This is a genomic window from Paenibacillus alkalitolerans (assembly GCF_016482785.1).
GTDB lineage: Bacteria > Bacillota > Bacilli > Paenibacillales > YIM-B00363 > Paenibacillus_AE > Paenibacillus_AE alkalitolerans.
In genome coordinates, this window is the sequence record NZ_JAEMXM010000007.1 from 43525 (window position 1) to 64267 (window position 20743).

At 55.4% G+C, this 20743-nt stretch carries 22 protein-coding genes, 1 pseudogene and 1 other annotated feature; all 23 genes and pseudogenes read right to left on the reverse strand.

The features are described 5' to 3' along the window. Window positions 1–10 precede the first annotated feature (10 nt). The 23 genes and pseudogenes from secE to JET16_RS13360 all read right to left on the reverse strand — a co-directional run bounded on the left by secE (window position 11) and on the right by JET16_RS13360 (window position 20729). Complete coding sequence (secE, locus tag JET16_RS13255) at window positions 11–223, reverse strand: preprotein translocase subunit SecE (protein ID WP_199616584.1); 213 nt, start codon at window positions 221–223, stop codon at window positions 11–13. 14 nt (window positions 224–237) lie between these two features. Then, window positions 238–387: a 50S ribosomal protein L33 gene (gene rpmG / locus JET16_RS13260; RefSeq protein WP_199616586.1), complete on the reverse strand. Its 150-nt coding sequence runs from the start codon at window positions 385–387 to the stop codon at window positions 238–240. 547 nt (window positions 388–934) lie between these two features. After that, complete coding sequence (sigH, locus tag JET16_RS13265; RefSeq protein WP_199616588.1) at window positions 935–1585, reverse strand: RNA polymerase sporulation sigma factor SigH; 651 nt, start codon at window positions 1583–1585, stop codon at window positions 935–937. Window positions 1586–1695: 110 nt separating this feature from the next. Then, entirely contained in the window at window positions 1696–2208 is a 513-nt protein-coding gene (locus JET16_RS13270; protein ID WP_199616590.1) for an NYN domain-containing protein, read from the reverse strand. Window positions 2209–2238: 30 nt separating this feature from the next. Continuing rightward, the gene (gene rlmB, locus JET16_RS13275; RefSeq protein ID WP_199616592.1) at window positions 2239–2985 is read right to left on the reverse strand and encodes a 23S rRNA (guanosine(2251)-2'-O)-methyltransferase RlmB; all 747 of its coding nucleotides are present in this window, start codon (window positions 2983–2985) and stop codon (window positions 2239–2241) included. After that, on the reverse strand, window positions 2982–3413 hold the full coding sequence (locus JET16_RS13280) for a Mini-ribonuclease 3 (protein WP_233531539.1): 432 nt from the start codon (window positions 3411–3413) through the stop codon (window positions 2982–2984). The genes rlmB and JET16_RS13280 overlap by 4 nt, the downstream gene beginning before the upstream one ends. Before the next feature lie 16 nt (window positions 3414–3429). Further along, on the reverse strand, window positions 3430–4881 hold the full coding sequence (gene cysS / locus JET16_RS13285) for a cysteine--tRNA ligase (protein ID WP_199616594.1): 1452 nt from the start codon (window positions 4879–4881) through the stop codon (window positions 3430–3432). A 7-nt stretch (window positions 4882–4888) separates the two neighbouring features. Next, a complete protein-coding gene (gene epsC / locus JET16_RS13290; protein ID WP_199616596.1) occupies window positions 4889–5596 on the reverse strand; it encodes a serine O-acetyltransferase EpsC in 708 nt (235 codons plus the stop codon). Between the two features lie 63 nt (window positions 5597–5659). Continuing rightward, window positions 5660–5899, reverse strand: a binding site (T-box leader). A gap of 136 nt (window positions 5900–6035) precedes the next feature. Then, window positions 6036–7514: a glutamate--tRNA ligase gene (gene gltX / locus JET16_RS13295; protein WP_199616597.1), complete on the reverse strand. Its 1479-nt coding sequence runs from the start codon at window positions 7512–7514 to the stop codon at window positions 6036–6038. 148 nt (window positions 7515–7662) lie between these two features. Further along, window positions 7663–8139 carry a 2-C-methyl-D-erythritol 2,4-cyclodiphosphate synthase gene (gene ispF, locus JET16_RS30115; RefSeq protein ID WP_233531577.1) on the reverse strand — a complete coding sequence of 159 codons (477 nt, stop codon included), beginning with the start codon at window positions 8137–8139 and terminating at the stop codon, window positions 7663–7665. A 111-nt stretch (window positions 8140–8250) separates the two neighbouring features. Continuing rightward, window positions 8251–8925, reverse strand: a pseudogene (gene ispD, locus JET16_RS30120) (2-C-methyl-D-erythritol 4-phosphate cytidylyltransferase); the annotation flags it as partial. A gap of 70 nt (window positions 8926–8995) precedes the next feature. Next, complete coding sequence (locus tag JET16_RS13305; RefSeq protein ID WP_199616836.1) at window positions 8996–10090, reverse strand: PIN/TRAM domain-containing protein; 1095 nt, start codon at window positions 10088–10090, stop codon at window positions 8996–8998. A 476-nt stretch (window positions 10091–10566) separates the two neighbouring features. Continuing rightward, window positions 10567–10905 (reverse strand): bh protein, encoded by a 339-nt coding sequence (locus JET16_RS13310; RefSeq protein ID WP_199616599.1) that lies wholly within the window; start codon window positions 10903–10905, stop codon window positions 10567–10569. A 46-nt stretch (window positions 10906–10951) separates the two neighbouring features. Further along, window positions 10952–11221: an HPr family phosphocarrier protein gene (locus tag JET16_RS13315; protein ID WP_199616600.1), complete on the reverse strand. Its 270-nt coding sequence runs from the start codon at window positions 11219–11221 to the stop codon at window positions 10952–10954. A 35-nt stretch (window positions 11222–11256) separates the two neighbouring features. Beyond that, entirely contained in the window at window positions 11257–12948 is a 1692-nt protein-coding gene (ptsP, locus tag JET16_RS13320) for a phosphoenolpyruvate--protein phosphotransferase (protein ID WP_199616601.1), read from the reverse strand. Further along, window positions 12945–14249: an NAD(P)H-dependent oxidoreductase gene (locus JET16_RS13325; protein WP_199616602.1), complete on the reverse strand. Its 1305-nt coding sequence runs from the start codon at window positions 14247–14249 to the stop codon at window positions 12945–12947. The genes ptsP and JET16_RS13325 overlap by 4 nt, the downstream gene beginning before the upstream one ends. A 24-nt stretch (window positions 14250–14273) precedes the next feature. Next, window positions 14274–14636: a PTS glucitol/sorbitol transporter subunit IIA gene (locus JET16_RS13330; RefSeq protein ID WP_199616604.1), complete on the reverse strand. Its 363-nt coding sequence runs from the start codon at window positions 14634–14636 to the stop codon at window positions 14274–14276. A 34-nt stretch (window positions 14637–14670) separates the two neighbouring features. Next, entirely contained in the window at window positions 14671–15681 is a 1011-nt protein-coding gene (gene srlE, locus JET16_RS13335) for a PTS glucitol/sorbitol transporter subunit IIB (RefSeq protein WP_199616606.1), read from the reverse strand. Between the two features lie 21 nt (window positions 15682–15702). After that, entirely contained in the window at window positions 15703–16248 is a 546-nt protein-coding gene (srlA, locus tag JET16_RS13340; protein WP_199616607.1) for a PTS glucitol/sorbitol transporter subunit IIC, read from the reverse strand. A 56-nt stretch (window positions 16249–16304) separates the two neighbouring features. Beyond that, a complete protein-coding gene (locus JET16_RS13345; RefSeq protein WP_199616608.1) occupies window positions 16305–16697 on the reverse strand; it encodes a transcriptional regulator GutM in 393 nt (130 codons plus the stop codon). Window positions 16698–16975: 278 nt separating this feature from the next. Then, window positions 16976–17935, reverse strand: a complete 960-nt coding sequence (locus JET16_RS13350) for a sugar-binding transcriptional regulator (RefSeq protein ID WP_199616609.1) — start codon at window positions 17933–17935, stop codon at window positions 16976–16978. Between the two features lie 71 nt (window positions 17936–18006). Further along, entirely contained in the window at window positions 18007–19383 is a 1377-nt protein-coding gene (gene lpdA / locus JET16_RS13355) for a dihydrolipoyl dehydrogenase (protein ID WP_199616610.1), read from the reverse strand. A gap of 53 nt (window positions 19384–19436) precedes the next feature. Further along, entirely contained in the window at window positions 19437–20729 is a 1293-nt protein-coding gene (locus tag JET16_RS13360) for a dihydrolipoamide acetyltransferase family protein (RefSeq protein ID WP_199616612.1), read from the reverse strand. Between the last annotated feature and the right edge of the window lie 14 nt (window positions 20730–20743).

Consider the following 20743-nt stretch of genomic DNA (forward strand, 5'->3'; position numbering starts at 1 on the left):
TCCGAATCGCTTATTCGAATATCGCACGGATTACGTTGGAAATTCCGAGGTCTAAAACGACAAAATACACCGTTACGAACACGACGGCGAACAAGACGACAAGAGTGTAACTGGTCAGTTCTTTGCGAGTCGGCCATTTCACTTTCTTCAACTCGGCTACAGCCTCGCCGAAGAAGGAGAACGTAGTGCCGAAACTTTGCTTCAAACGTGCCAATAACGCCACAAAAGCACCTCCAATTACCGCGTTTCGCGATGAGCCGTATGGGAATTGCAGTAACGGCAGAATTTCTTCAACTCGATGCGGTCCGGATGAGAGCGCTTGTTCTTGCTTGACGTATAATTCCGCTGTTTGCAGTTCGTACAAGCCATCGTAACGATTACCCGCATGTCGACACCTCCTGAACTTTCCTTCTAAACAGAAGCGTGATATAAAGTTTTCTCACAGCAATAAAAGCCCGTGAAAAAAAAGAAAATTGCAGCATATTTTTTGGGCTACCTGCAATACTTTATCACAAGGGGTATGTCGTGTCAAGGAAAATATGTTGACGCTCCGGGCTTTTCGTCCACTCGCTCGCAATCCGTTTATTCACCCATTATAAGCAAAAGAAATCGCGAGTAAACATAGTGCCATTCTCGGCGCTGTCGATTCCGCCGCGCTTCCCGCCTACCCCAATAAAAAGTACGCAATAGTTTCAAATAGTGAGCTGCTTTCCCGTTATGAGAAATATTTCTCCGCCGGCGCTTGAAACTCGAACATGTGTTTGCTATAATGCGGATAAAATAAGAAAACTTCTATCGAAGTACACTCAAGGATGAGCGACCGCGATGTAGAGGAAGTTTTTCTTGGTATAGAATTTACTCGTTTCATGTTGTAGCAGAAAACTTATAAATTCTATATCGTTGAAAAACACCCATACCGGGTGCTTCGTTGACATTAATAGCTGATATTTCGAACTTCCAGATAGCGCTCAAGCTTTCGCTTCACACGCTGCAGCGCGTTGTCGATCGACTTGACGTGGCGGTCGAGGTCGACGGCGATTTCCTGATACGAGCGTCCGTCCAAATACAACATGAGCACCCGCCGCTCCAAATCGCTGAGAATCTCGCCCATCTTGTCTTCAAGCCCGCTGAATTCCTCTTGATTGATGATCAATTCCTCGGGATCGGACACCTTGGTTCCGCATATGACGTCGAGCAGCGTCCGGTCGGAATCTTCGTCATAAATGGGCTTGTCCAAAGAAACGTATGAGTTCAACGGAATGTGCTTCTGGCGGGTCGCGGTTTTAATTGCGGTTATGATTTGGCGGGTGATGCACAATTCGGCGAACGCTTTAAACGATGCCAGCTTGTCCCCCCGGAAGTCGCGAATCGATTTGTACAAACCGATCATGCCTTCCTGCACGATATCTTCCCTATCCGCGCCGATCAGAAAGTAGGATCGCGCTTTCGCGCGCACGAAGTTACGGTACTTGTGAATGAGGTACTCCAATGCCTCGCTGCTGCCGGCACGGACTGCTTCGACCACTTCTTCGTCTGGTATAAATTCGTACTCGGACTTTATTGAAGCCTTGTAGTCGACGCTCACTAATATCCCTCCGGCCTGCACTGGAGCTACGTTTACCGCTCGAAGTTAAGACAAGTATACATGAACGTCTTTCGAACCGTCAACCGGAGAAGTGCCAAAAACCCTTTATTTTACTGGCCTTTTCGCCATTGCTCGAATACCGACCGCAGTTCCCCGGTCAAAAACTTGTCGAAAGTATTGCGTTCCGACACAGGTTTGTCGCGAATGGTGTCGCTTATCTCTTTCTCGCTCTCTTGTATCCTTAACAACAATTCCCTCGCGGAGACCCGCAGCGCGCCGCTTCCGAAGGCCACGTTTTGCTCCGTCAAGTCGGAGGTCGCGACGTAAATTTGTCTTCGCCTGCGGGACAGCTCTTTCACCAGCCGCTCAATGCATTCGTCCGCCGTCTCTTTCTCTTTCGTATAGTAAACTTCCACGTTGCGCAGCCGGTACTGCCGGCCGAGCCCCGGCACGTTGTAGGCGTCGAACACGATGATGCAGCGGGTGCCCGAGTAGCCTTGATAGTCGGCGATCGACTCTATGAGCAGATTGCGGGCTCCGTCCAAATCCCTGTCCCGCAATCCGCGAAGTTTCGGCCAAGCGCCGATGACGTTATACCCGTCGACGATCAATATTTCATCCATTACGGCACAGACGCCTCACGCTCGCGCCGCTCATGTTCTAGCGGCGGCGCCGCGCCGCTGCCGGACCGCTTCGTACATAAGAAGCGCCGCCGCCACCGAAGCGTTCAGCGAATTGATGCGGCCGTACATCGGAAGCTTCACGAGGAAGTCGCACCTTTCGCGGACAAGCCGGCCGAGACCTTTGCCCTCGTTGCCAATCACTATCGCAAGAGGAAGCTTCAAGTCCGCTTCGTATACGTCGCGGTCGGCGGATGCGTCCGCTCCGGCGATCCAGACGCCGCGCTCCTTCAGCTCGTCGATGGTCTGGGCCAGATTGGTGACACGCGCGACCGGAACGTGCTCGCTTGCCCCAGCGGACGTCTTCGAGACGGTGGCGGTCAGTCCGGCCGAGCGGCGCTTCGGCACAATCACCCCGTGCGCGCCGGCGCAATCGACCGTGCGCAATATCGAGCCCAAGTTGTGAGGATCCTCGATCTCGTCGCAAAGGATGAACAACGGAGGCTCGCCCGACGCCTCGGCTGCGGCGAACAAGTCCTCGACGTCCGCGTACGCCCGCTCCGCCGCAAGCGCGACGATGCCTTGGTGCCGCACGCCCGGAGCCAGCTGGTCGAGCTTGCGCTTATCGACTTGCTGGGAGACGACGCCGAATTCCCGGGCTTCCGCGAGCACCCCGCCGATGCCCTGCGCTCCTTCGGCATAATACAATTTATGAATGGCTCGCCCCGAGCGGAGCGCCTCCGAAACCGGGTGACGCCCGGCGATCACTTCCTCGTTCATGGGGTTGTCCCTTCTTCCTCTTTGCTTTCCACCGTCAATCGCATCAGCTGCTCGAGCCGGTCGTAACGCTTCGATAAGTATAAATAACCGATCAAACACTCGAAACCGGTGCTGTGCCGGTACTCCTGCACGCCGGTGTTTTTCGGCGCGGCGTGCGCCTTCGCGTTGCGGCCCCGGCGAAGCACGTCCCGCTCCTCCTCCGTGAGGAGCCCGTCCCACAGCCGCAGCGCCTTCGCCTGCGCCTTCGCGGATACGTACCGGGTAGCCGCGCGGTGAAGCTGATTCGGCCGCTGGCTCTTGTGCGAGAGCACATATTGCCGGACGAACAAATCGTACACCGCGTCGCCCAAATATGCGAGAGCCAGCGGATTCATCAAATGCGGAGGCTGCGAGGGGGCGTAAAACTGCAATCCTTCGTCCATATTCATCTTAAGTCGGCCATCCTTACTTCCGCCTCCAGCGGATTCCTTGCGGCGTGTCTTCCAGCAGTATACCTTGCGCCGCAAGCAGATCGCGAATTTCGTCGGCGCGGGCAAAGTTTTTCGCCTTCCGCGCCTCGGTCCGCTCAGCAATGAGACGGTCGATTTCTTCATCAAGCAATTCTTCGGTTTCATCCGGTAGTATGCCCAAAATTTCGTCCATTTGCTTAAACATGCCGTCGATCCGACGCAGCACGGCAATGTCCGAAGCCGTACCCGCCATCAAACCGTTCGCTGCCGACACCAGCTCGAACACCGCAGTGATTGCATCAGGCGTATTGAAATCGTCGCTCATCTTCGCATGGAACATCTCCATGATTCCATCCAATGCCGGAGATGGCGCCGATCCTCCGCCGCTTTCCGTCCGATTCTCGCCGGCAGCTTCCGCGGGAACATTTTTCAATAGATGCTTGAGGTTGTTTCTGCAGTTCACGACGCGGTCGATGCCGTTCTGCGCTTGAATGAGTCCGTCTTCGCTGAAGTTAAGCGGGTTTCGGTAATGCGTCGACAGCATGAGCATCCGGATCGCCTCAGGCTTATAGCGCTTTGCCAGCTCCCTTGCGTTGACGACGTTGCCGATCGATTTCGACATCTTCTCATTGTTGAAGTTCAAGAAAGCATTATGCATCCAATAAACGGCAAAAGGTTTCCCCGTCAGCGATTCCGTCTGCGCAATTTCGCATTCGTGGTGAGGGAAGACGAGATCCATCCCGCCGCCGTGTATGTCGATGGTCTCGCCCAAATATTTGCGCGCCATGGCGGAGCATTCGATATGCCACCCCGGCCTGCCTTCGCCCCACGGGGACGGCCAATAAATTTCGCCCGGCTTCGCAGCTTTCCATAGGACGAAATCCTGCGGATTTTCTTTCCGCTCGTCAATGCCGATGCGGATGCCGTACTGCAGCTCTTCGAGGTTCTGATGCGACAGCTTGCCGTATTCAGGAAATTCCGATGTGCGGAAGTAGACGTCGCCTCCGCTTTCGTATGCCAGGCCGCGTTCGACCAGCTCGGCGATGAAGGAGATGATTTCGGCCATACTTTCGGTGACCCGCGGATGAAGCGTTGCGGGTGAAACCTTAAGAGCCTCCGTGTCTTTCATGAAATCTGCAATGTTTTGTTCCGCGAGCTCCGGCACGGTGCGGCCGGTTTGTTCGGCGCGGCGGATCAGTTTGTCGTCCACGTCCGTGAAATTGACGACATACGTCACGTTGTAAAAAACAGACAAATACCGGCGCACGACATCGAAAAAAATAAGCGGGCGCGCGTTGCCGATATGAATGAGATCATACACGGTAGGTCCGCACACATACATCGTGACTTTTCCCGGCGTTTGCGGAACGAACCGTTCCTTCGACCGGGTCATCGTATTGTAAATCTGAATCGTTGGCTCGCGATTCGTATTTGACACGTTCGGCATGCTCGCGTTACTCCTTTTGCTCGCTTAAGATCAAATCTTTTTCGCGGTTCGCGGACTCGTTCTCTTGACGAAGCTGCCGCCTCACCGATTCCAATTCGCTGCGCAAACCGTCGATCTGCTGCGTGAGCAGCCGGAACTGCTCCATCACAGGGTCGCTTATATTGCAGTGGTCGAGCTTGTCGACCTTCTGGCCGTTGCGCCTCACGATTCGTCCCGGGTTGCCCACGACGGTGCTGTTATCCGGCACTTCCTGCAGCACGACGGCGTTAGCGCCGATGCGGGAATAGTCGCCGACCGTGAAAGAACCGAGCACTTTGGCGCCGGAGCCGATCACGACGTTGTTGCCGATGGTCGGGTGACGCTTGCCCTTCTCCTTCCCGGTTCCTCCGAGGGTGACGCCTTGATACAAAATAACGTCGTCCCCGATTTCGCACGTCTCGCCGATCACGACGCCCATGCCGTGGTCGATGAACAGCCGCTTGCCGATTCGGGCGCCGGGATGAATTTCTATGCCGGTGAAAAACCGGCTGACTTGCGACACGACGCGCGCGAGGCCGAAGAGGCGGCTGCGGTACAGCGCGTGAGCGATACGGTGCGCCCAGATGGCGTGAAGGCCGGAATAAGTAAGGATGACTTCCAACGTGCTGCGGGCGGCCGGGTCGTTATCGAACACTGCGTCGATGTCGGACCGCATCGATTGAAAGAAACGTATCATGCTGTACTGGCCTCCTTTCGGGTATCGAAACTAAAAAAACGCCCCCGCAGCCGGTCGCTCGGCTGCAGAGGCGCTGATTTATGCGCGGTTCCACTCTGCTTGGGCATGAATTCACGCCGCACTCCGGCGCCGCCCAACTTGTGTGTTCCGTAACGGGAACAACCCGGACGCGGCCTACTGTCGCTTCGGCCGGTCGGCTCACAGGCGCATTTCGCCCGGACGCGGAACGAACGGCTTGCAGCTTGCGCCGTTCTCTCTGGGGATCCGCCCTCCCGGGTTACTTCTCCTGATCCATGCCATTATTGATTATTCCCATTAGTATAAGGCAGAAGGCCGCGTTTGACAACCGTTGTTCGGACCATTGCCGGGACCATTATTCAGACCATTGCGCACACAACATACCGCACTGTCCCGTAATGGCCGACCGCCGCTTTACGCGTTACCCGTCCAACCGTTCGCGCAATCGAGCCATCACTTTACCCCGGCCCAACAGCCACAACGTCTGATTCAAATCCCGTCCGTGCGTCTGACCGGTCAGAGCGGCGCGAATCGGCATAAACAGCTGCTTTCCTTTATACCCCGTTTCCGTCTGAACCGTCTTCAGCATCGCTTTGATGCCTTCAACGGTGTACTCCTCCGCGGGAGCCGCTTCAATCGCCGTCAAGAACGAGCGGAGCACCGCCGGCACTTGCTCCTCGGCGACGGCCGCTTGTGCCTCTTCGTCAAGCTGCGGCTCATCCGCGAAGAAGAGCTCGGTCAACTCTACAATCTGTGCGCCGTACTGCAGCTGCTCTTGGTACAGCGCGATGAGCGCAGTCGCCCAATCCTTCTGCTCCGCGGTCATTTCCGCTTCTGCCGGCAGACGTCCCGCCTTAATCAGGTGAGGAAGCGTCAGCTCCACAACTCTCGGCAAATCGGTTTTCTTAATATAGTGATTGTTCATCCAAGCGAGCTTCTCCGTATCGAATACGGCGCCGCTCTTCGTAATGCGTTCCAAACTGAACTGCTCAATCAATTCTTCTTTGCTGAATATTTCCTGCTCCCCGCCCGGCGACCAGCCGAGCAGCGCGATAAAGTTCACTACCGCCTCCGGCAAATAACCGAGGTCGCGGTACTGCTCGATAAACTGTATGATCGATTCGTCGCGTTTGCTCATCTTCTTGCGGTCGGTACTCAGGATCAGCGGAAGATGCGCGAAAACCGGCGGCTCCGCCCCAAGCGCTTCATATACCATCAGCTGCCGCGGTGTGTTCGAGAGATGCTCCTCGCCGCGGATGACGTGGGTGATGCGCATTTCGCGGTCGTCGATGACAACCGCGTAATTGTACGTCGGGATACCGTCCGGACGAACCATAACCCAATCGCCGACGTCGTCCGCTTGAAACTCGATGCGGCCGCGGATTTGATCGTCGAACCCATACGTCTTGCCGGCCGGAACGCGGAACCTTATCGCCGGCTTCCGCCCTTCCGAGCGAAACGCCTCCGCCTGCTCCGGGCCGATCGTCCGGCAGCGTCCGCCGTAGCGCGGCATTTCACCGCGCGCTTCCTGCGCGGCGCGATCCGCCTCGATTTCCTCTTCAGTGCAATAACAATAGTACGCATGTCCGGAGGCCAACAATTTCTCTGTGTACGATTTATATATATCCAGTCGTTCCAACTGCCGGTACGGTGCGTACGGACCGCCGACGTCGACGCTTTCGTCCCAATCCAGCCCTAGCCACTTCAGGCCGTTCAACTGACTGTCGATGCCCGTCTCCACGTGGCGCGACTGGTCCGTGTCCTCGATGCGGATCACAAATCGGCCGCCCTGATTTCTCGCCCATAAATAATCGAATAATGCCGTTCTCGCCCCGCCGATATGCAGATGTCCCGTCGGACTGGGCGCATATCTTACCCGAACCGTGCCTTTGCCGGACATATCGCTCGCCTCGCTTAAGAAAATAATTACTATTATACGAAAAAGGCCGCATATAGCCAAACCTCTCCGACGGAAAAAATGTTCCGCAGCGGCAGCCGATGATCAACCGAATCGGCCGTAACGGCAAAAAATTGCCGTTCCAGCATGCCTACCCGCGCACCAAGCAAACGACTGCCTGCGCGGCCACGCCCTCTTCCCTCCCGGGAAAGCCGAGCCCTTCCGTCGTCGTCGCCTTCACATTGACCCGGTCCGTCTCCGCTTCCAGCGCGCGCGCGATGCCTTCGACCATCGCCGGAATGTGCGGCGCCATCTTCGGACGCTGCGCGATAACGGTGCAATCGAGGTTGCCCAGCCGGTACCCCCGTTCCCGAGCCAGCCCCCACACATGGTCCAGCAGTTTCATGCTGTCCGCATCCTTATACGCCTGATCCGTATCGGGAAAATGCTTCCCGATATCGCCGAGCCCGAGCGCCCCGAGCACGGCATCCGCCACCGCATGCAGCAATACGTCGGCGTCGGAATGACCGAGCAGCCCCTTCTCGAACGGAATGTTCACTCCGCCGATAATACACGGACGCCCCTCGGCAAACCGGTGGACGTCGAAGCCTTGACCTATGCGAAACATGTTTCTCTCTCCCTCATCTGTGTGTGTGCGATCCCGACTCCGATCCCAATCCGGATGCCGTCCCGGCCCCGGATTCCGCTCCGGCTCCGAATCCCGCTCCGCCAGCAACCGTTCGGCGAGCCCCAGATCGTCAGGGGTCGTCACCTTAACATTGCGGTAATCGCCCTCGGCGATCCGCACCGCGCCGCCAATCCGCTCCACCAGCATCGCATCGTCCGTGCCGAGAAACCCTTCGGCCTCCGCGCGGTAATGCGCGGACACAAGCAAATCAACGCGAAAAGCCTGCGGGGTTTGCACAGCCCACAAGCTTTGCCGCTCCGGCGTCGCCGCAACGAAACCGTCGGGATCGGCCACCTTTATCGTATCTTTCACGGGTACGGCCGGTATCGCGGCTCCGGTGCCGCTTGCCGCCTCCAGACAGCGCGCGATGACTTCCGGCGTAACGAGCGGCCTCGCCCCGTCATGAACGAGAACCCACCCGACACCCGGCAAAGCGCCGACAAGCGCGTCCACGCCGAACTTCACCGAATGCTGCCGCTCCTGGCCGCCCGGCACGACGCGCGCCACCTTGCGCAACCCGTACCGCTCCACCAACTCTTTGCCGTAATCGACGTCATCCGCTCCCACAACCAGCACGACCGCATCCACTTCCACCGACCGCTCGAACGCCTCCAGAGCGTGAACGACAATCGGCTTGCCGCGAAGGGGCAAATATTGCTTGCTGATCGCCGCGCCCATCCGTTTGCCCGAGCCAGCGGCGACGATAACGGCTCCCGTTTTCCCCATAGTTACAATACCCCTGCCTGTCCACAACCGATATAAACTCTTGACTATGATAGCACAGGGGCGCGAATCGTTACAAAGCCTTCTCGAGCAGCTTCGGCTTCGCGAAAATCATCCGTCCCGCAGAAGTCTGCAGAACGCTTGTCACAAGCACCTCGAGATGCATGCCGATAAAGTCCCGGCCGCCTTCTACGACGATCATCGTGCCGTCGTCCAAATACGCGACGCCTTGGCCGTGTTCCTTGCCGTCCTTGATAACCTGGACCATAATTTCTTCGCCGGGCAGCACGACCGGCTTAACCGCGTTAGCCAAATCGTTGATGTTCAACACCGCCACGCCCTGCAGCTCGCACACTTTGTTCAAATTGAAATCGTTCGTCACGACTTTCCCCTGCAGCGCCTTCGCAAGCTTCACCAGCTTGCTGTCCACTTCCGAAATTTCCTCGTAGTCGCCTTCGTAGATCAACACTTTGACGTCCAGTTCCTTTTGGATTTTGTTCAAAATGTCGAGCCCCCGCCGTCCGCGGTTTCTTTTCAGCAAATCGGAAGAATCCGCTATGTGCTGCAGCTCCTCCAATACGAATTCCGGAATGACCAGCACGCCTTCCAAAAATCCGGTTTTGCAAATATCCGCAATCCGGCCGTCGATGATGACGCTTGTATCGAGAATTTTGTGCTCGTGCTTCAGCGTCGCCGGAGCTTCCGCCTCCGCCAATGCAATTCGCCGGGCGGCAAGCATCGCGGACAGCTCCGCGCGCTTGCGCATGCCGAACCGGAAGCCGGACAGCGCCAATACCGCCGTCATGCCGATCGTCAGCCAAGAACCGGCCGTCCCGAATACCAAAAATACGGGGTACAACAGCGCCGATACGACAAGTCCGACGATCAAACCGCCGATCCCCGCGACGAAATCCGCGACCGGCACGTCGTCCAACGATTGTTCGCCTTTCATCAACATACCCTTCAACATGGCAGTGAACCGGGAAGCGCCAAAATAAAACATCAATGCAAAAATAGCGATCATACCGTACATCTGCCCGTCGACCGATCCGAATTCCACACCCGGAACCGTATACCCCAACACATCATGCCCAAACGCCGCGCTCGCCTCATATCCCAACAAGCCGCCGAGGACAGCCGCGATCCATCGAACGCCTTTCGTTCCCATCACGCGGGACCCACCTCCTAAAATAAATTCTTTACAAGTATGGGCGAAAAGTTGGCAGGCTAATCTTAGGAAGGGACATTTTTCCGGGAAAAATTGGTTTGATGCCGCTAACGGAAGCCGCTCGACAAGTTCTGCTATAAGCGTCCAAAAGCGTGAAAAGCAGGAGATAAATTTGATTAATCAGGGAGCGCGGAGTGCGGCGAAAGTCGCACGCTCCGTATGGAGCAGGGGAAAAGCCGGAGATCACTTCAAACGCTTACCTATTGCTGACGAATGTCCGCTAGCCGGTACAATTGTTGGGGAATGGGGTGCGTTCATGCTGCTGGGCTTGTAACATAAATAAAAAAAACCAATCGCCGCTATTGACAGATTGGGGGTAGCAAACAACGTCGTGCAATTGCGACATCACCATGCTAGAGGAAGCTTTTCTTGAAAAAAAAACGCAAACTCCGATTGGAGCATGCGGGTCCCGGTTATTACTTTGTATTTTTATTGTACTTCTCAAGCACCTTCAATACGTGCTTCGCTTCTCTCATCAGCCGAAACGGCTTGCTGGACAGCCGCTTAGGGAACGAGCGCAAGAAACGCCCAAGATCTTCCCGGTATTCTTTGGTGATACGGGACGGCTTGGTGATCACCCGGTTCAACAGCTCATTATATAGTTCGCCTTTTGCGTCGACGCGCACTTTCGTGTTCCGGTTGCACGCTTCGCATTCGATACTGGATATTTTGCTGTTTAAATAGGTGATTTGATGAATGGTGTTATTAGAACATCTGGGGCAAAAAAGTTCTGCTTCGAGTTTGGTTTCCTTCATCGCGAATCCCCCCGAATGTCACTCCATTCGCTGCCAAGCCGTTCGTTTACTCTTCCTCGCCAAATTTGTCTTCAATCAGTTTGCACAGCGCCGAGACCGCTTCCGCTTCATCCGGTCCGTCCGCACGGATCGTGATGGAAGCGCCTTTGGCCGCGCCGAGCGTAACCACACTGATAAAGCTTTTGGCGTTCGCGTTTTTCCCGGGCCGATGGACCGTGATATCGCTTTGGAATGAATTCGCCACCTTCACAAATTCCTTGGCAGGTCTCGTATGGAGCCCAGTATGGTTGATGATCGTAATTTCCCTCTCTACCATTATACCCCTCCTATCCTAAACTAACAAAGGCGAATTCAGCGGAAAACCGGAGCCGGACAGCCTAATGACGACAGCGCTTTTTGTTTCGCCGCTTGCGCGGACAATCCGAGCAGCACCCGCTTCACTTTCGGGATTTGCGCGGGACTCATGCTGAGCTCCGTAACGCCAAGTCCGATGAGCGTTTCGGTAAACGCGGGGTCCCCCGCCAGCTCGCCGCACATTCCGACCCATTTACCGTGCTTCTCCGCCGCTTCGCATACCATTCGAATGAGCCGCAGCACCGCCAAATGATTCGGATTGTATAAATAGCTAACTTTTTCGTTCATACGGTCGACGGCGATCGTGTATTGAATCAAATCGTTCGTTCCGATGCTGAAGAAATCGACGTGAGGTGCGAGCAAGTCAGCCGTCAGCGCCGCCGACGGAATTTCGATCATGATGCCGACCTTCATGTCTTTCCGGTACTCCACCCCTCGCTCATCGAGCTCCCGCATGGCGAGCAGAAGCTGATCTTTGGCAGCCAGCAGTTCGTCAAGACCCGAGATCATCGGAAACATGATTGAGATCGGACCGTAGACGCCGGCGCGCAGCAGCGCGCGCAGCTGCGTGCGGAACGTATCCTTCTCCGCCAAGCAGTACCGGATCGCCCGCCAGCCGAGGAACGGGTTCATTTCATGCGGGATGCTCAAATAATCGAGCGATTTGTCGCCCCCGATATCGAGCGTGCGGACGATCATCGGTTTGCCGTCGAGCTTTTCCGCCGTCTCGCGATACGCCGCGAACTGCTCCTCTTCGTTCGGCATCGAAGAACGGTCCATAAACAGAAATTCGGAGCGGAACAGGCCGACGCTTTCCCCGCCGTGCTCATGCACGTAAGCGGCATCGGACGGGCGGCCGATATTGGCGGCGAGCTCAATATGCGTACCGTCGGTTGTGACGGCTTTGACACCGCGGATCTCTTCATTCTTTTCCGCCTCTTTCACCGTCGCTTTACGCTTCTCCTCATACAACGAACGTAACACATCGTCCGGTTCGATCATGATGACGCCTTCATCCCCGTCCAAAAACAGCTCCGTGCCGTGTTTGACATTCGACAGCAGTTCGTTGCAAGCGACTACGGCCGGAATGCCCATCGTGCGGGCAAGAATGGACGTGTGACTCGTCTTGCTGCCGGTCGCGGTGGCGAATCCGAGAACGAGCTTTTTATCCAGTTGCGAAGTGACGGACGGCGTCAAATCGTGCGCGACCACGACGGACGGCTCGGTTAATCCGGCAAGCGGCGAGGCGGATTCACCGCTCAAGAAGCCCAAGACGCGCTGCTTCACATCGGCAATGTCGTTTGCCCGTTCCCGCAAATAATCGTCATCCATCTGTTCGAACATTGCGGCATAATTCCGGAACGTTTCCGAAACCGCCCATTCGGCGTTCACCGATTCAGCTTCGATTTGGCGGAACACATCATCGGAAAGCTGAGGGTCATCAAGCAGCATCATCTGGCCTTCAATAATTCCGGCTTCGTTTTCCAAACCGTCATCTTGCAGTTTCTTGATTATTGCCCCGATCTGTTCAGCCGCCTTATTTACCGCTGCCTTGAAGCGCTCTTTCTCGCGCTCCGCCCGCTCGGAAGAGAGGTGCTTTTTTTCGACGGCACTCCGATTCTCTTCCAACCGGAACGCTTTGCCGAGGGTTGCTCCCGGAGAAGCGGGTATGCCCGTGAGCCGCTTCATAATTTCAACGCCTTTCCGATCACATTGCTTTGCAATCTGCGCAGCTCCCAAATCATCAGGTCTTCCGTATTTTCAATAGCGTCGTATGTGATGATCTCGCCTTTTTTCACCGGTTTCGCAACGACTTGGCTCGGATGCACGAGGCCGACCGGCAGCGCGCTCATCGACTCGGCCGCGCCAGCCTCCATGATCGTGCCGTACACCGTAAATCCGCCCAATCCGTCCAACCGGTCGCCCGGATTGAGGTCCTTCTTCGCGACGGCTACCGTTTCCGCAACATGACCGTGCCAGCCGACGATCGTTTCTTCTTTATAAAAGTACGCTTTGGCTATCGAAATCGGCGTTTCCAAGCTTGTCAAGTGGTATGGGCGAAACAGCACATAATTCGGGCCGTCTCCCATTTTTAAGTAACGCATTGCATCGTGAACTTCTTGTTTGTCAGACGTGACGACGATAAACACGCCAGGCGCAACACCGTTTACGTAATCGACGATTTTTTTCCTGTTCAAAATGCCGCCTTCCGACTTCAACCGGTACAAACCTGGCAGCTCGGCGACCGTTGCCGTCGGGCCGTGCATGCCCGCAACGTCCGGAACGAAGCCGGTTGCGTTGGCGACCGCGGTCATTTCGATCATCGTCTTCGTCCCGTCTTGGAATGAAGCGATCATTTTCGGATTTGCTCCGACTTTGAGCGCCCCTTCGCGCGCCGTATCCGGATTCGCTTCGACATTGAGCGGGTTGTTTTTGCCTTTGCCGACGGCGACCGCTTCAAACCCGAGGGCTTCGGCGAAATGGTACAGCTCCATTACCGCCCCCGGTTCGTCTCCGGCGGACCCGGTGTAAACGACTCCGGAAGCTTTCGCCGTCTGCGACAGAAGCAATCCGACCGTAACGTCCGTTTCTACGTTGAGCATGACGATATGTTTTTTCTGTAAAATCGATTTATATGCAATTTCCGCTCCAATGTTCGGAACGCCCGTAGCGTCGACGACGACGTCCACTTCCGCGCAGTTCAACACTACATCCATATTGTCCGTAACAACTACTTTGTTTTGGCGAATTGCGCGTTCCGCGGGTTCAACCGAATCGGTTTGAACGATGTCGCTCTCTTTGACGCCTGCGTGCAAATAAGCGTTCCTCGCGTTTTCGATTCGAATGTCGGCCGCAGCGGCGACCCGCATCCCTTGCATGCTTTCGATTTGGGATATCATCCCGCGGCCCATTTGGCCGGCTCCTATTAGACCGACACGAATATATTGCCCCGATTTTTGAAGTTCTTTTAATTTAAATGGAATTAACATGGTTTCTCCCTCCTCCTTCTCTGTTTACGCCCGCAATATCTGAATGACGTCTCCGGCTTCGGGTGCGGGAACGTTCGCCGCGTCGATGCAGATGCTGCCGGGCATATCTTCGGTTGCACCCCCGTATTTCACGGAGACGTGTCCCAGTTCTTTAACGGCCGGGTTCACTTTGTCGCCGACGAAGATAATCGGGTAGCGCGCGTCATCGATGACGAACACGTCGCCCGCGACGATGTCTTCGGCAAGGTTTCCGCCTTCGTGCAAGACGGCAATGTCATGCAGCTCCTGTGGCGCCTTCTTGTCAAAAAAGATCAGTACGTTCTCCGCGGCGATATCCCGCACCATTTCGCCAACCTGTACCACAACCGCCTGGAAAATCGTTTTCATAGAGATCCACTCCGCTCCTCTTTGTCTAATTACATTATTGATACAATCCGAAGCTGAACAAATACGCGAGCAATACGGAAATCGGGCCTGTAATCTGCCGGGAAATGAGGACCGCCGGCACGCCGACTTCGATTGTTTCCGGCTTCGCTTCGCCGAGCGTCAACCCGACAGGGACGAAATCGCAGCCGACTTGCGGATTGATCGCGAACAGTGCCGGAAGCGCCGTTTGCGGCGGAATGTTGCCGCGTCCGATTTCGACGCCGACGAGCACCCCGACGACCTGCGCGATGACCGCGCCCGGGCCGAGCAGCGGCGACAACACCGGAATACCGCAAATGATCGAAATGATCAAGAGGCCGGCCAGAGACCCTGCGAGAGGAGAAATAAAGTTTGCGATAAAATCGCCGATGCCCGTATAGAGAATGATGCCGATCAGCGTGCTGACGAAAGCCATAAACGGCAAAATGTTGCGGATTACCATTTCGATCGTTTCGCGGCCGGCTTGATAGAACACATTGACGACGCCGCCCATCGCGCGGCCGATTTTTTCAATCGGGTTGCCCTTCTTCTGCGGGTACATTTGAGCCGCTTTTGCTTTCGCTTCCTGCTTGATTTCGGCCGCGGTTTTCGGCGCTGCCGCGGCCGGCTTCGCAGCGGCTGCCGCCGCCACTTCGTCGATCGCTTCAATGTTTTCCATTCGCACGCCGGAGACGAAGTTGTCTTCTTTGATGTAGGATGCCAACGGTCCGGAAGGTGACGCCGGAGTAATGTCGACCGTCATGATGCCGAGCTTCGGATACACGCCGCAGCGCGCCGTGCCGCCGCAGTCGATAATGACGCATGCCATTTGATCGTTCTCAACCGACGAAATAAAGCCGTCTCTCACTTCCGCGCCCGTCAAGTCGGCGATCCGCTGCGCTACCGGGTGTATGCCGCCTCCGGTTACCGAAACGACGTATTTCTTTTGTTCCGTAGGTTGGATGACAAGCGGTCCGCCCCACCCGCCGGAACCTTTGGACACCTTCACCGCTTGATAATTTGTCATTTTGTCGGCCTCACTTTCACGTTATTGTTGTACCTGTGCTTGCAATTGGTTTTCTCTCCGCTTAATCATGATGGCGGTAATCCATTCCGTGAGCAGACCGCGGATCAAGATGACCAACATGCCGACGATCAAGTAGCGCGTTGCGAGCGGCCCGAGCGACAGGCCCAGCGTCGTGATACCGTTTGCAATCCCTAGATAGACGAACAATTCGCTCGCATTCGCATGCGGAAACCAGCCGGTAATCGGGTGCACGAACGATACGGCCGAGTCGTAAAAAGCCGGTTTTTGGCGTTCCGGCAAAAACCTGCCGAACGTATAGCACATCGGATTCGTCAAGAAGAAGACGGCGAGAATCGGGAAAATCGTGTAGCGCAAAATCGCGATTTTCGTACACTTTTGCGCGAAACCGTTGATGCGGTCTTCCCCGAGGAATTTGATAAAAGCGTTTACAGCGGTGATTAAACAAATAAGAGTGGGGATGATGCCCGACACCAAGCCGATGAATGTTTCCCCGCCTTTTTGAAACATTCCGATAAAGCCTTCCGCGATCTGTACAAAAAAATCCATGCTTTTAACCTCCCTCATATTAGGCCATTGATATCCGCCCGCTTCTTATTGTTTCATTACATAACGGCCTCCGCATTCAATCGCTGTTGCTCGCGAATCCGTTCGACAGCCATGCGGATCGCGTCGGACCGGCTGCTGCTGTCCTCCGTTTTGCTCAATACTTCGATGCTCTTTCCGGCCAGTTCCGCGTTTTTGCGGAACCTGGCGAACAATGTCACTCCTGTCATTTCCCTGGCCTCCACCACCTTCCCGGATAAGTCGGTGACCAACACGATCACGGATCCGACACCAAGTTTGCGTTTAGCCACACCGACGCCTAAGAACCCCGGACCGTAAGCGCTCATCTCGCGTATGGTGAGCTTATAATGCTTGGATTGAACGAATGTAAGAGCGACCTGCAGCATCCACATGCCCGCAAATAAAATGATAACCGCTCCCCATGTATCCATTTGCACCACCCCTTACATTTGTTCATCGTCATTACATTTGTAAATTTATTATAGGGCGATCCGATCATTATGTCAACGCTTTCATTTTGTGTAAGCGCTTACAAATCATATTAAATAAGAAAACCTCTTTCGAGGCCAATAAACAAAAACTTCACCGAAGCACATGCACAGAAGCAAGACCGTAATTTGAGGAAGGTTTTCTTGCAACGCTAGAATTGCTGTTTACTTCGTGAAACTTATAAATTCTGAGAGTTATAAAAAACGGCCGGAATATTTGCTTATTCCGAGCCGCCAATCAAACCATCGATCGTTTCCGCCGTTTGGTCGTCGATGGCGAGCACATCGAGATACCCTCCGCGCAGCGCCGCAATGATGCTCTGTGCTTTATGGGCGCCAATTGCTACACCTATCACCTTATTAATATTTTTCAATTGTTCTAGGTCGATGCCGATCACTTTGTCGTTTATCGGATGGTCGGACACTGTGCCGTTCTCCATAATAAAGCGGGAATTCAAATCCCCTATCACGCCGTTTGCGCGCAGCTCCTCGATATCGTTGTCGTTCAGATAACCGATTTCCTTCATCGTGGAATGGTAATAGGGTGTGCCGATGCCGATCAACGCGACATCCACCTCGACGGCCTCCTGCAATACGGACGCGATATTCGGAAAGTCAGTCAACTGGTTTTTCAATTCGACGGTTCCGACAACGGCCGGAGCATAGAGCGACTCGCTTCGTCCGTTGAGCTTTTTGGCCAGTTCATATGCGATCTGGTTCGAATGGTATTCGACGAGCTTCGTTCCGACTCCGCCGACCAGCGGCACGACGGTAATTCCTTCACGGTTTTCATAAGGAAATTCAGAGACGAGATGATACAGCGTGGAACCCCAACCCACCCCGATTTTTTTCGCGTCGCGGATCGCCTTGGACAGATGGGGAGCAAAAAATTTTCCGAAAGCCGGCAAAAGCATATCTTTTGTCAAACCTCGGCTCGGAAACACTAACACTTCGTCCAGGCCGAACGCGCTTTCAATCCTCTGCTCCAAATCGACTGTTTCAAAGGTATCGTCATGTATGATAATTTCAACAATGCCGCTCTGTTTCGCCTTTTGCAGCATTTTGGAAATGATCGGCCGCGAAACGCCGATCTTCTTGGCGATTTCTGCCTGTGTCAGCTCTTCGAAGTAATATAATTTGGCTATTTTAATCAAAACCTTCTTTTCCTCGCGGTTTATCATCGGCCTACCCTCTTCATTTGTTCTATGGTCTGTTTTGTCACACCCTTCACAAGAATATAACATATATTCTGTTAATTTTGATCAGATATCCACGCCTGAGCCGCTTCCATCAAACTTTCGGACAGCGTCGGATGCGGATGGATGAGGCTCGCCAACTCTTCGACCGTGCCTTCCAAATGTATAAATGCGGACGCTTCGGCAATCATTTCAGTAACATGCGGACCGACCATGACAACACCGACGACTTCCCCGTACTTGACGTCCGCAATCAATTTAATAAAACCTTGTTTGATGTCCATCGCCATCCCTTTCCCGGTTCCGCTCAGACAGTGGACGACCGTCTTCACCTCGAAGCCGCGCCGTTTTGCTTCCTCCTCGCCGATGCCGACGCTGGCGATTTCGGGCTGCGTATAAATACAGCGCGGCACCGCACGCTGGTCCAATTCACGGACGCACCCGCACGCGTTCGCCGCGGCAACGGCGCCTTCAGCGCTTGCCGCGTGAGCAAGCTGCCAGCCGCCGACGAGGTCCCCGGCCGCATAGATGCCCTGGATGCTCGTTTCCATCCGCGCATTGACGGCCACGAACGGCCCGTTCTTCCGCAAATTGAGCGCCTCAATGGCCCGGACGTTCGGAGTTCGGCCAATACATGCGACCGCATGCGACGCTTTCATCTCGCTGCGTTCGCCGTTCGCTGATTCCAAGACGGCTCTCATTGCGCCGTCTTCTCTTCGGAACGACACAACTTTCGTCGAGGTTAGCAGCTTGACGCCGTTTTTCAGAAGCGTCTTCTTGAGCACGTTGGCCGCATCGCTATCTTCGCTCGGCACGATGCGTTCAGCCGCTTCCACGATCGTAACTTCGGCCCCAAGATTCGAGAATATGCAGGCGAACTCGACGCCGATGATGCCGCCGCCGACAATGAGGATGCTCTTCGGCACTTCCGTCAGATCGAAGACGGTTTCGCTCGTCAATACGCCGCTTTCCTTTAAGCCCTCGATCGACGGAATGACCGGTGCGGACCCTGTGGCCACAATGACGCTGCCGCCTCGAATCGCCTCTTCTCCGTCCTCTTGTTTGACAACGACGGTTTTATCCGCGCGAACGGTGCCGAAGCCATGAATTACATCGACCGGGCCGCGCTTCATCAGTGCGGCTACACCGCTCCGAAGCTGGCGGACGACTTTGTCCTTGCGTTCCATCATTTTGGCGAAATCGAGCATCATCTCTCCGGTTTCAATTCCCCAGCTTTTCGCTTGTTCGATTAATTGTATCGTCTCCGCATACCGGAGCAGCGTTTTGGAGGGAATGCACCCCCGGTTCAAACAAGTGCCTCCCAGACGATCCGCTTCAACGAGCGCCACCGTCTTGCCGTATTTCGCCGCTTCCGCCGCCGCGACGTACCCGCCGGGGCCGCCGCCGACAACCACCACATCGTACGTTCTCATGGTATCCTCCCTGCTTCTGTTTCTACACTGCGCGTCAATCTTACGATTGACTCCTACACCAGCAAATAATATGGCGATTCCAGCATGTTTTTCAGGTCTGTCAAAAAAGCGGCCGCAGGCGCTCCGTCCACGGCGCGATGGTCGAAGGACAGCGAAAGCGACATCATCGGGCGCAGCTGAATCGTTCCCTCGAAGGCGGAAGGCTTCTCGCGGATGCGCCCGACCCCTAGAATCGCCACTTCGGGGGCGTTGATGATCGGCGTAAATCCGTCAACCGCGTACTTGCCCAAATTGCTGATCGTGAACGTTCCGCCCGTCAATTGCTCCGGTGTCAGCTTTTTGTCGCGCGCCGCCGCCGCAATCGTCTTGCATTCTTGCGTCAGTTCGGAAAGCGACTTGCGGGAGACGCTGCGCACGACCGGAACAAGCAGCCCTTCCTGCTGGTCGACGGCCAAACCGATATGCGTTTCCTTATGCAGCCGAATCGTGCCGTCCTCGTACGTTGCGTTGAGCCGAGGATGTTTGAACAGCGCGCTCGCGGCCGCCTTGAAAATAATTTCAGTATAAGACAGCCTGTACCCTGTCCGTTTTTCGATTTCCGGCAGCAGCTGTTTGCGCAGCTCGACCGCAGCGCCCATATCCACCTCCGCCGTCAATGTGACGTGCGGAGCCGAGAAGGCGCTTTCCGTCATTCGCCGCGCGATTGCAGCCCGAATGCCTCGCACCGGAATCGTCTCGTACCCGTCGTCAGCCTCAGCCGACTGAGCCCACTTCGCCGCCGTAGCCGCGGCGCGGACGACGTCGTCCTTCATTACTTTGCCGGCTGTGCCCGATCCGGCCAAGCTTCGCAAGTCAACGCCCGACGCTTCGGCGAGCTTTCTCGCCAACGGCGTGGCCTTTCCGCTTGTATGTGCCTCTACGTCGGCGGCTTGAATGCGGCCGTTCACCCCGCCGCCCCGCACCTCGGCAAGCTCGATTCCGTTCTCCCGGGCGATGCGCCGCGCCGCCGGCGTTGCGCGGACCGCTCCTGCACCGGCTAGCTGACCGCTGTCACTCTCCTCTTCGGTTGCCGCAAGCGAATCGCCGGGCGTATCCGGCACGGCTTCGCCCGGCTCGCCGATATAGCCGATAATTTTGTTAACAGGCACTTCGTCGTCGGGCCCATAGTACGTTTTTAACAGCACGCCTTCTTCGTAAGCTTCGACCTCGATGTTGATTTTGTCGGTCATCACTTCCAAAATCGGCTCGCCGACTTTGACCGGTTCGCCTTCTTTCTTCAGCCACAGCATGATGACACCCTTCTCCATCGTCATCCCGAGCTTAGGCATCAAGATGGGCTTTGCCATGCGTTTCTCCCCCT

Coding starts and splice junctions, on each gene's coding strand:
- rpmG (WP_199616586.1), bottom strand. CDS start 387: ATGCGGGTAATCGTTACGATGGCTTGTACGAACTGCAAACAGCGGAAT.
- JET16_RS13270 (WP_199616590.1), bottom strand. CDS start 2,208: ATGGATGAAATATTGATCGTCGACGGGTATAACGTCATCGGCGCTTGG.
- rlmB (WP_199616592.1), bottom strand. CDS start 2,985: ATGAACGAGGAAGTGATCGCCGGGCGTCACCCGGTTTCGGAGGCGCTC.
- JET16_RS13280 (WP_233531539.1), bottom strand. CDS start 3,413: ATGAATATGGACGAAGGATTGCAGTTTTACGCCCCCTCGCAGCCTCCG.
- cysS (WP_199616594.1), bottom strand. CDS start 4,881: ATGCCGAACGTGTCAAATACGAATCGCGAGCCAACGATTCAGATTTAC.
- epsC (WP_199616596.1), bottom strand. CDS start 5,596: ATGATACGTTTCTTTCAATCGATGCGGTCCGACATCGACGCAGTGTTC.
- gltX (WP_199616597.1), bottom strand. CDS start 7,514: ATGTCCGGCAAAGGCACGGTTCGGGTAAGATATGCGCCCAGTCCGACG.
- ispF (WP_233531577.1), bottom strand. CDS start 8,139: ATGTTTCGCATAGGTCAAGGCTTCGACGTCCACCGGTTTGCCGAGGGG.
- JET16_RS13305 (WP_199616836.1), bottom strand. CDS start 10,090: ATGGGAACGAAAGGCGTTCGATGGATCGCGGCTGTCCTCGGCGGCTTG.
- JET16_RS13310 (WP_199616599.1), bottom strand. CDS start 10,905: ATGAAGGAAACCAAACTCGAAGCAGAACTTTTTTGCCCCAGATGTTCT.
- JET16_RS13315 (WP_199616600.1), bottom strand. CDS start 11,221: ATGGTAGAGAGGGAAATTACGATCATCAACCATACTGGGCTCCATACG.
- ptsP (WP_199616601.1), bottom strand. CDS start 12,948: ATGAAGCGGCTCACGGGCATACCCGCTTCTCCGGGAGCAACCCTCGGC.
- JET16_RS13325 (WP_199616602.1), bottom strand. CDS start 14,249: ATGTTAATTCCATTTAAATTAAAAGAACTTCAAAAATCGGGGCAATAT.
- JET16_RS13330 (WP_199616604.1), bottom strand. CDS start 14,636: ATGAAAACGATTTTCCAGGCGGTTGTGGTACAGGTTGGCGAAATGGTG.
- srlE (WP_199616606.1), bottom strand. CDS start 15,681: ATGACAAATTATCAAGCGGTGAAGGTGTCCAAAGGTTCCGGCGGGTGG.
- srlA (WP_199616607.1), bottom strand. CDS start 16,248: ATGGATTTTTTTGTACAGATCGCGGAAGGCTTTATCGGAATGTTTCAA.
- JET16_RS13345 (WP_199616608.1), bottom strand. CDS start 16,697: ATGGATACATGGGGAGCGGTTATCATTTTATTTGCGGGCATGTGGATG.
- JET16_RS13350 (WP_199616609.1), bottom strand. CDS start 17,935: ATGATAAACCGCGAGGAAAAGAAGGTTTTGATTAAAATAGCCAAATTA.
- lpdA (WP_199616610.1), bottom strand. CDS start 19,383: ATGAGAACGTACGATGTGGTGGTTGTCGGCGGCGGCCCCGGCGGGTAC.
- JET16_RS13360 (WP_199616612.1), bottom strand. CDS start 20,729: ATGGCAAAGCCCATCTTGATGCCTAAGCTCGGGATGACGATGGAGAAG.